General features: G+C 70.8%; 8 protein-coding genes. 6 read left to right on the plus strand and 2 right to left on the minus strand.

What is annotated here, in order from left to right; all coding sequences use genetic code 11:
- Positions 1-86 precede the first annotated feature (86 nt).
- Positions 87-995, minus strand: a complete 909-nt coding sequence (locus tag AB0I32_RS26855; RefSeq protein WP_357511714.1) for a MurR/RpiR family transcriptional regulator — start codon at positions 993-995, stop codon at positions 87-89.
- A gap of 112 nt (positions 996-1,107) precedes the next feature.
- Positions 1,108-2,238 (minus strand): BadF/BadG/BcrA/BcrD ATPase family protein, encoded by a 1,131-nt coding sequence (locus AB0I32_RS26860; RefSeq protein ID WP_357511716.1) that lies wholly within the window; start codon positions 2,236-2,238, stop codon positions 1,108-1,110.
- Positions 2,239-2,428: 190 nt separating this feature from the next.
- Here AB0I32_RS26860 and AB0I32_RS26865 point away from each other — a divergent pair, with 190 nt between their 5' ends.
- From AB0I32_RS26865 to murQ, 6 genes are all read left to right on the plus strand, one after another.
- Complete coding sequence (locus tag AB0I32_RS26865) at positions 2,429-3,490, plus strand: biotin/lipoate A/B protein ligase family protein (RefSeq protein ID WP_357511718.1); 1,062 nt, start codon at positions 2,429-2,431, stop codon at positions 3,488-3,490.
- Between the two features lie 157 nt (positions 3,491-3,647).
- Positions 3,648-4,943, plus strand: a complete 1,296-nt coding sequence (locus AB0I32_RS26870; protein WP_357511720.1) for a sugar ABC transporter substrate-binding protein — start codon at positions 3,648-3,650, stop codon at positions 4,941-4,943.
- A 32-nt stretch (positions 4,944-4,975) separates the two neighbouring features.
- Positions 4,976-5,902 (plus strand): sugar ABC transporter permease, encoded by a 927-nt coding sequence (locus AB0I32_RS26875; RefSeq protein ID WP_357511728.1) that lies wholly within the window; start codon positions 4,976-4,978, stop codon positions 5,900-5,902.
- Positions 5,899-6,729, plus strand: a complete 831-nt coding sequence (locus tag AB0I32_RS26880; protein WP_357511722.1) for a carbohydrate ABC transporter permease — start codon at positions 5,899-5,901, stop codon at positions 6,727-6,729. The genes AB0I32_RS26875 and AB0I32_RS26880 overlap by 4 nt, the downstream gene beginning before the upstream one ends.
- Positions 6,726-8,501, plus strand: a complete 1,776-nt coding sequence (locus AB0I32_RS26885; RefSeq protein ID WP_357511724.1) for a glycoside hydrolase family 3 N-terminal domain-containing protein — start codon at positions 6,726-6,728, stop codon at positions 8,499-8,501. Before AB0I32_RS26880 ends, AB0I32_RS26885 begins: the two co-directional genes overlap by 4 nt.
- Positions 8,502-8,640: 139 nt before the next feature.
- Positions 8,641-9,600 (plus strand): N-acetylmuramic acid 6-phosphate etherase, encoded by a 960-nt coding sequence (gene murQ, locus AB0I32_RS26890; protein WP_357511726.1) that lies wholly within the window; start codon positions 8,641-8,643, stop codon positions 9,598-9,600.
- The last annotated feature ends 102 nt before the right edge of the window (positions 9,601-9,702 follow it).

Below are 9,702 nucleotides of genomic sequence, written 5' to 3' on the forward strand. Positions count from 1 at the left end.
CTGCTATGTCGCGCGCCGGCCCCCGACCCCGGGCCCACCCCCCGACACCAGCGGACAGGCGCTCTACTTCGCGGACCCTGCTGGGGTCAGGCGACCGGGGCCGCCGGGTGGTCCGTCTTGGGCCTGCCCTGGTCGAGGCGCTGGTCACGCACCGCCTCGTACGTCGCCTTGATCGCGATCGACGAGCGGTCGTACGTGCGCTGCGCGACGCGGACGAACAGGTAGTCCACGACCGTGAGCTGTGCGATGCGGCTCGACATGGCCCCGACCCGGAACTGGGTCTCGCGGGCCGTGGTGGCCAGGACGACGTCGGACACGAGGCCGATCGGCGCATCCGGGAAGTTCGTGATCGCCGCGGTGAGAGCGCCGCGCTTGCGTGCGATCTCGAGCGCCTGGTTGGTCTCCCGCGTCTGACCCGAGTGCGAGACGGCGATCGCGACGTTGCCCGGCTCGAGCAGCGCCGAGGAGGCGAGCTGCTGGTGCGGGTCGGGCGACGTGAACACGAAGACGCCGATGCGCTGCAGCTTCATCGCCAGGTCAGCGGCGGCGAGGTTGGACGAGCCGACGCCGTAGACGTCGACCCGCTTTGCCTCGGCGATGGCCGTTGCCACCCGCTCGATCGCGTCGGTGTCGATCATGCGGGCGGTCTCTTCGATGGTCCGCGCCTCGTGGAACGCGATCTTCGAGACGACGGCCTCGATGTCGTCGGTCTGGTTGATCTCGCCTTCGGCGATGCCGGACCGCTCCATCTCGACCTCGCGCCGGCTGGTCGCCTGGGCCAGGTCGATCCGGAACTCGGGATAACCCGCGTAGCCGACGGCGCGGCAGAACCGCACCACTGTGGCCTGTGACGTGTCCGCGTGACCGGCGAGCTCCGTGATGGTCGACTGGACGACGGTGTTGGGGTCGTCGAGGACCGTCTGAGCCACTCTGGCTTCTGCTGGTCGCAGCGTCGGTAGTGCGCGCCTGAGTCGGACGAGGACGTCACCTGTCATGTCGCATCTCCCGGGTTGGGGGTGGTGGGGCTAGGGCTCGGAAACATACACCCGTACCGGGGATTCGGGCATGACGGGGTAGTGAAGGAACGCGCCAGTGACGGACCGTCGGTCACTGAAGCTCGTCACCAGGCAGTTCGGTGGCCGAGAGCTCTGCGGCGAGGATCTCCTTGGCGCCGGTGTCTTCCGGAGTCTCGTGCAGGGTGTGGTGGCCGTCGACGCGGACGGTCAGCCACGGGCGGAAGCCACCGACCGACTGCGGCGCGTTGGTCAGGCGCCGGGCCAGGGTGAGCGCACCGTCCAGCGGCGTGCCGCCGCTGGGGACGAGGGAGACGTCGGGCCGGTCCTCGGAGAGGTGCTTGGTCAGCGACACCGTGAGCGGCGACTCCTCCTGCACCAGGCGGCCGGTCGTGGAGGCGAGCGGCGGGATCCCGCGGCCGAGCGCGCTCGAGAGCGTGTCGGCGAGGTGTCGCCCGGCCTCTTCGAGGATGCGGATCGACGTGGGGTCGCCCTCGGCCGCTGCGATGATGACCTCAGGGGCCATCGAGGCGAGCTGCTTGGCGCGCTCGGCGTTCTTGTAGAACTGGTTGGGCCAGCTCTCGATGAGGCCGAACTTGGCGACCGCTGCCTCCAGCAGGCGCTTCGAGGCGCCGCGGCTCGCGCCGTCGTGGTACCGGCCGGCGGCGCGCAGTGCCTCGCCACCGACCCAGACACCGGCTCCGAGGTCACCGAGCAGGTGGCCCCAGCCGTCGGCACGACGCCAGCGGTTCACACCGTCGAACCCGAACGCGACAGCGCCGGTTCCGACGGAGAGCACGGCACCGGCGCGCCCGCGGAGGGCTCCGATGTGTGCGGTGAGCGCGTCACCGGCGACGGCGGTCCGGTTGGTCCGCAGCTCGCGGGCCAGGATGTCGTGGATCTCCATGGGCTTCTCGACCAGGGAGGTCAGCCCCGTGATGCCGACGGCGGCGGACGAGACGGGAGCGGTGCTGCCGTCGCTCATGCCGTCGTGGCCCATGCGGGCGGCCCACGCGTTGAAGGACTGGCACAGGGAGGCGACGACCGCAGCGGCATCGCTGCCGTGGTGGTTCACCTTGACGGCGCGGCCGGTCAGGCTGATGCGCTCGGGGTGTGTCGAGTTGCCGAACTCTGCGACCAGGCGCGACCCACTGCCGCCTACGTCGAGAGCGACGACCCAGGCGTCGATCGCCGCTTCATCAATACCCAGTGCGAGTTCGGACACCTGGTCATTCTGACACGGAACCGGGGCAAGGATGTCTAAAGAAAGGAGGAAATTCTGGTCTGTTCTGCCGCGCCATCTTGCCAAATGTCGGTTGTGTCCGACCGGTGTGCCCGACGCCGGAGTCGCACCTTCCGTACCAAGGGCGGGTCCGGCGCCGGACACCGCAGGCACCGTCGCCTACTGTGAACACGTGCGAGGAGAGTTCAAGGTTCCACACGGAAAGCTGGTTCGTGTCGAGACCGAGGTGGCCGACACCGAGGGGTCGGCCGGCCGGCTGACGGACACGAGGGTGAGCGGGGACTTCTTCCTCGAACCCGACGAGGCCCTCGAGGCCATGGGCGAGGCCCTCGACGGCATGCCCGCCGACGCCTCCAAGGCCCAGCTGGCCGAGGCGGTGCGAGGGGCGCTGCAGGGCGCCACCGCCGTAGGTTTCGACGCCGACGCCGTGGCCGTCGCCGCGCGGCGGGCGCTGGGCCACGCGACCGCCTGGGAGGACCACGAGTTCCAGGTGATCCGCACCCCTGCTGTGTCGCCCCTGCTCAACGTCGCGCTCGACCAGGTGCTGACCGAGGAGCTGGGTGCCGGACGGCGCGGGCCGACCCTCAGGTTCTGGGAGTGGGACGAGTCCGCGGTGATCATCGGATCGTTCCAGTCCCTGCGCAACGAGGTGGACACCGAGGGCGCCGCACGGCACGGGGCCCGCGTGATCCGGCGGATCTCCGGGGGTGGCGCCATGTTCATGGAGCCCGGCAACACCATCTCGTACTCCCTGTACGTGCCGGGCTCGCTCGTGGACGGGCTGAGCTTCGAACGCTCCTACGCGTTCCTGGACGACTGGGTGATCGGCGCCCTGCACGGGCTCGGCATCGACGCCGCGTACGTGCCGCTCAACGACATCGCCTCGCCGGCAGGCAAGATCGCCGGCGCGGCCCAGAAGCGGCTCGCCGGGGGCGCCGTCCTGCACCACGCGACGATGGCCTACGACATGGACGCCGACAAGATGACGGACGTGCTGCGGATCGGGCGCGAGAAGCTCAGCGACAAGGGCATCCGCAGCGCGAACAAGCGCGTGGACCCGCTGCGCTCCCAGACCGGCCTGGACCGGGCGGCGGTGATCGACGCCCTCGAGGCCTCGTTCCGTGCGCGGTACCGCACGGTGACCGGTGAGATCACCCCGGAGGAGTGGGCGCTCGCCGAGGGCCTGGTCGAGTCGAAGTTCGGCACGCCGAAATGGACCGCACGCGTGCCATAGGGCCCCATGACCATGGTGAGCAATCACAGTTTGGTAACACCCCTAGCAGATCATTCCTCACGTCAGTAATCTCCACGCAATGCCGCGTATTGGGAATTTCATTTCTCAGTAATTCACCTGGCTAACCTCGCGGCACCGAGCGGAAGGAAGCCGAACGATGACTCGAGCGATGCGGCGGCCCATAGCGGCGGCCACCGGTGCACTGCTTCTCGCGGCCACGACGGCGGCGTGCGCCGGCGGTAGCGGGAGCGGCGACGGCGAGGGGGACGGCTCCCTCAGCGTGTGGATCATGCAGGGCACGAACCCGGACGCCGAGGACTTCTTCGCCGACGTCTCCACCGCGTTCGAGGCGGAGACCGGCGCGACGCTCGACGTCGAGTTCGTCGAGTGGGGCGACGCGCACGACAGGTTCGTCACCTCCATCGCCGGCGGCACCACCCCCGACGTCGCGGAGACCGGCACCACCTGGACCCCCGAGTTCGCCGACGCCGGCGCGCTCGCGCCGCTCGACGAGTACGTGGACGGCGCCGGGATCGGCGACGACCTGGTCGAGGGTCTCGTGGAGGCCGGGACCTACGACGAGCAGCTCTATGGCATGCCCTGGTACGCCGGTGTGCGCTCGCTCGTCTACAACACGGAGATGTTCGAGCAGGCCGGCGTCGAGCCGCCCACCACGTGGGCCGAGCTCGAGGACGCCGCGGCGGCGCTCAAGGAGGAGTACCCGGACAAGATCGCGGTGGCCGTCCCGGGTGACGCCGAGTTCACGGTCTACCCGTGGGTCTGGGGTGCGGGCGGCGAGGTGGCCACGCTGGAGGGCGACACCTGGACCTCGGGCCTGGACAGCCCCGAGTCGCAGGAGGGCATCGCGTTCTGGACCGGGCTGGCCACCGAGGGCGGCTACTCGTCGGAGGGCGCCACCACGTGGCGCGAGACGGACGTGCTCGACGCGTTCGCGGCGGGCGACGTCGGTATGGCGGTCATGGGCTCGTGGACGCCGGGAGCAATCGTCGACGCGAACCCCGACATGGAGGGTAAGTTCGCCGCCGTGCCGATCCCGGGCAAGGACGGCGGCATCGCCCCCTCGGTCCTCGGCGGTTCGCACCTGAGCATGTTCGAGACGGCGGACGACAAGGACCTGGCCTTCGCGTTCATCGAGATGATGACCACCGGCGAGTTCGCGCAGCAGTGGGGCGAGCAGTCCGGGTACTTCCCCGGCCAGGTCTCCCTGCTCGACGAGACCCTGGCGAGCACCGACCCGCTCGTGGCGCCGTTCGCGCAGCAGTTCGTCGAGGGCGGCGCCTCCGTGCCGGTGGCGCCCACCTACGGCGCGGTGCAGGCGAAGCTCACGACGAGCACGATGATGCAGTCGATCCTCTCCGGGGACGCCGACGTCGCGGAAGCGAGCGAGGCCGCCGCCGAGGAGATGACGAGCGTGCTGAACGGGTCTGAGTGACCCAGCACGTGACTCAGCACGTGACCCAGCAGGTGGCTGAGCCGCAGAAGCTCCCGCGGCTCAGCCGGGCCAGGGCCGCCCTCGTGCGGCCCTGGCTGCTGCTCGCCCCCGCGCTCGTGGTCCTGGCGGTGCTGCTGCTGTGGCCGCTGGTGCGGGTGTTCCTCTTCTCCCTGCAGGACTACGGCCTGCGCGAGATCACCACCGGCGAACCGAACTGGATCGGCACGGCGAACTACGCGGAGATCCTCGCGTCCCCCGAGCTGTGGACGGTGGTGCTGCCCAACACCGTCGGGTTCGCCGTGCTCTCCGTCGCGGGCACCGTCGCGTTCGGCACCGGGGTGGCGGTGCTGCTCGCGTCGCTCGGCACCTTCTGGCGCACCGTCACGTCCAGCGCGATCATGGCGGCCTGGGCCATGCCCGCCGTCACCGGCACGTACGTCTGGGTCTGGATCTTCGACGCCGACCGCGGGGTCTTCAACGACGTCCTCATGGGGCTCGGCCTGCTGGACGACCCCACCAACTGGTTCACCGACCGGTGGTCGTTCTACGCGATCGTGCTGCTGAACGTGATCCACCACGGCTTCCCGTTCGTCGCGGTCACCGTGCTCGCGGGGCTGCTCGGGGTGCCGAAGGAGATGCTGGAGGCCGCCGAGATGGACGGCGCCGGGTCGTTCCGCCGGTTCTTCTCGATCATCGTGCCGCAGCTGCGGCAGGTGTTCGCCGTCGTGATCATCCTGTCGACCATCTGGGACTTCAAGGTGTTCGCGCAGGTGTACCTCATGCCCGGCGGCGCAGGATCGAATCGGTCCGTGCTCAACCTCGGGGTGTGGTCGTACGTCGAGTCGTTCGGGCAGAACAGGTACGGCTTCGGCTCGGCGATCGCCGTCCTGCTGACCCTGCTGCTGCTCGCGATCACCGCGGTCTACGTGCGTACCGTGCTGGCGGAGGAGGAACGATGAGCTCACGGCGCTCGCCGCTGCGGCAGCTCGGCAAGGGCGTGCTGGTCGCGCTCCTGCTCGTGTTCACCTTGTTCCCCGTCTACTGGATGCTGAACAGCTCGCTCGACGCGCGGGCCGGGCACACCAGCAGCTTCTGGCCGGCCGAGCCCACGTTCGACCACTACGTCTTCGTGCTCACCGAGGGCGGGTTCGGCACGTTCCTGCGCAACTCCCTGCTGGTGGCGCTCGGCACCGTGCTGGTCTCCTCGGTGCTGGCCCTCCTCGCGTCGGTGGCCGTCGCGCGGTTCCGCTTCAGGATGCGCACCCAGATCCTCATGCTCGTGCTGATCGTGCAGATGGTGCCGCTCGAGGCGCTCGTCATCCCGCTGTTCGTCCAGGTCCGGGACCTGCAGCTGCTGGAGACCCTGATCGGCCTTGTCGTCGTGTACGTGGCGCTCGCGCTGCCGTTCGGGATCTGGATGCTGCGCGGCTTCGTCGCGGCGGTCCCGGTCGAGCTGGAGGAGGCCGCCTACCTCGACGGCGCGAGCTGGGGCCGCATGTTCTGGTCGGTCCTGCTGCCGCTGGTCGCGCCCGGCCTGGTCGCGACCAGCATCTTCAGCTTCATCACCGCGTGGAACGAGTTCATCTTCGCGATGACGATGCTCGGCGGCGCGACGGAGAACTACACCGTGGCGATCGGCCTGCGCTCGTTCTTCGGCGTCCACTCCAACGACTGGGGCGCCATCATGGCGGCCTCCACGATCATCACCGTGCCCGTCATGATCTTCTTCATCCTGGTCCAGCGCCGGCTCGCCTCGGGTCTGACCGCTGGGGCCGTCAAGGCATGACGGCCGAGCACGCCGGGCCTGTCCGCACCGTCTCCCGCACCGTCTCCCGCACGGAGCGCGCGGTCAACGGCGTGCTCCTGCCGGGCTTCGAGGGCGTGCTCGTCCCGGAGTGGCTGGCCGACGCCGCCCGCGCCGGCCTGGCCGGCGTCGTCTACTTCGCGCGAAACACGCCGGACGTCGCCACCACCGCCACGCTGTCCGCCACCCTGCACTCGATCTCGTCCGACCTGCTGATCACCGTCGACGAGGAGGGCGGCGACGTCTCGCGGCTCGAGGCGGCCTCCGGATCGTCCCTCCCCGGGGCGGCAGCGCTCGGCGCCTACCCCGGCGGCGGCACCGTCTCCCTGGACGCCGGCCGGGCACTGGGGCGGCTGCTGGCCGCGACCGGCGTCGACCTGCTCCTCGGCCCCGTGCTCGACGTCGTCTCCGAGCCGGACAACCCCGTGATCGGTGTCCGCGCCTTCGGGACCACGCCCGACGAGGTCGCCCGGCACGGCATCGCGTTCGCCCGCGGCGTGCGCAGCGCGGGCGTGGGCGTCTGCGGCAAGCACTTCCCCGGCCACGGCGCCACCACCGTCGACTCCCATGTGGGACTGCCGGTCGTGGACGAGCCGCTCGACGTCGTCCGGGCGCGCGACCTCCTCCCGTTCGCGCGCGCCCTGCGGCCCGAGGGCCGGGACGCCGGCCAGTCGGCCCTCGACGCGGTCATGACCGCCCACGTGCTCTTCCCCGCGCTCGGCCCGGCGCCCGCCTCGATCGAGCCGGCCGCCACGCGGCTGCTCCGCGAGCTCGGCCACACCGGCCCGATCATCACCGACGCCCTCGACATGGGCGCCCTGCGCCGGCTCACCGGTTCGGTGGGGGAGGCCGCGGTCCGCGCCGTCGAGGCCGGCGCTGACCTGCTCTGCCTGGGGCTCGACCCGGCCCTGTACGCCGAGTCGTCCGACGCGCTGAGCCGGGCCGTCGCCGCCGGCCGCCTGACCGTCGAACGGCTCGAGGAGTCGGGTGAGCGCACGCGGGAGCTCGTGGCAGCACTCAGGGACCGGCGAGCGGCAGCCGGCGCGGCGGCAGGCATCGACGCCGCGCAGGAGGCGCTCGCGGACCTGTCGGCGCTCGGCGCGCACATCGCGGACGCCGTCGTCCACGTGCGGGGTGGCCGGCTGGTGCCGCTCGCGCCGGACGCCGAACCCGACGTCGTCGACCTGCGTACCCGGCTGGACCATGCCGCCGGACGCACGGCCCGGCACGTGCAGTCCGCGGTCGCGGCGGCATGGCCGGGTGCCAGGCTGTCGCGGTGCCCGTCGCCGGGCGAGACGGCGGAGACGCCTGGTGAGGGGGTCGCCGGGGAGGGGGCTGCGGAACTTCTTCTCGACGAATCTGGACTTGCGGTGCTTATTGCCCGAATCTCCCGGTACGGTGTATCGGCGGATCTCGACAGAACTGGTGTCAAACGTGGCGCAGAATTTCCTGGGGGCGTTCCCCGGGGTGTGCCCCGCTCCGAGCCACTCGTCGTGATCACCCGTGAACCCGTCCTGGGTTCGGCCGAACGCGCCCGCCTGGAACGGCTGTGGGCGGTCCGGCCGGATCTCGTCGTGGTCCACACGGGGCTTCCCGGACCGGTGGACGACTGGTTCGGGACGCTGAGTGGTGGTGGCCCGGCTGTCGTGGTGGCGTGCGGGACCGGACGAGCGAACGCGGCGGCCGCCGTCGAGCGTCTCCGCGGGCCCGTGGACCGGTGGGACAGCGAAGAACAGCGCAGCAGCGAGCAGTGAGAGCAGCCATGAGCGATGAGCAGTACGGGTTCCAGAAGAGGGACCACGACCTACAGCAGGACAGAGACCGACAGCAGCACCGAGACCAACAGCGCAGCGTCCAACAGCGCAGCGCAGGCAATGAGAGAGGGGCCCGCCGATGATCGCGGAGGCTGGATTCGAACGGCACGCACAGTCGTTGCCGCGCCCGGTCTCACCCACCGAGGAGCGCAACCCGCGGACCCGCGACATCGACGTGGTCTCCACGGCCGAGATGGTGCGCATGATCACGGACGAGGACGCCGCGGTGATCGCCGCCGTACGCGCTGCGCACCCGCGCATCGTCGAGGCGATCGACATCGCGGTGGACGGGATCCGCGCCGGCGGACGGGTGCACTACGTGGGCTCCGGCACGTCGGGCCGCATGGGCCTGCTCGACGCCGCTGAGCTCCTGCCGACCTACGGCGTGGGCGAGGAGATGTTCGTGCCGCACCTCGCGGGCGGGCTGAACGCCTTCAAGAAGGCGGCCGAGGGTGCGGAGGACGACATCGCGGCGGGTGGCGCGCTGGTCGCCGACGTCGGGCCTGCCGACATCGTGTTCGGCATCGCCGCCAGCGGTGGCACCCCGTACGTCGGGGGAGCGCTCGACATGGGCCGCGCGCGCGGGGCGCGGACCGTGCTGCTCGCGTCGAACCCCTTCGCCTCCCTGGCCTCGAAGGCGGACATCCCGATCCTGGTGAACACAGGGCCCGAGGCCATCACGGGGTCGACCCGCATGAAGGCGGGCACCGCCCAGAAGATGGTGCTGAACACCTTCTCGACGGCGGTCATGGTGCGGCTCGGCAAGACCTACTCGAACCTCATGGTCGAGGTGCTCGCGACCAACGCCAAGCTGCGCAGGCGACTGGTCCGGCTGCTCACCCAGGCCACGGACCTGGAGGACGACGTGTGCGAGAACGCGCTGGCCGCCACCGACGGCGACCTGCGGGCCGCGCTCGTGATGCTCGTGGCGGGTGTGGACCGGTCGGTGGCGACGCGGGCCCTTGCCGTCGTCCCGGGCCGGATCGGTGGTCCGTCGGTCCGCGAGGCCCTCGCAACCCTGGGCATCGACCCGGCGTGATCCGAGATAGAGGCGTCCGGGTCCTCGCTGGTCCACGACGCCGCGACCTCGGCGAGCGCGTCGCCTGCGGGGTTGCCCCCGGCGGGCGTGCCGCACACGTCG

Source organism: Promicromonospora sp. NPDC050249 (assembly GCF_040656015.1).
In the GTDB taxonomy this organism is placed as follows: Bacteria; Actinomycetota; Actinomycetes; order Actinomycetales; family Cellulomonadaceae; genus Promicromonospora.

Coding starts and splice junctions, on each gene's coding strand:
- AB0I32_RS26855 (WP_357511714.1), bottom strand. CDS start 995: ATGACAGGTGACGTCCTCGTCCGACTCAGGCGCGCACTACCGACGCTG.
- AB0I32_RS26870 (WP_357511720.1), top strand. CDS start 3,648: ATGACTCGAGCGATGCGGCGGCCCATAGCGGCGGCCACCGGTGCACTG.
- AB0I32_RS26880 (WP_357511722.1), top strand. CDS start 5,899: ATGAGCTCACGGCGCTCGCCGCTGCGGCAGCTCGGCAAGGGCGTGCTG.
- AB0I32_RS26885 (WP_357511724.1), top strand. CDS start 6,726: ATGACGGCCGAGCACGCCGGGCCTGTCCGCACCGTCTCCCGCACCGTC.
- murQ (WP_357511726.1), top strand. CDS start 8,641: ATGATCGCGGAGGCTGGATTCGAACGGCACGCACAGTCGTTGCCGCGC.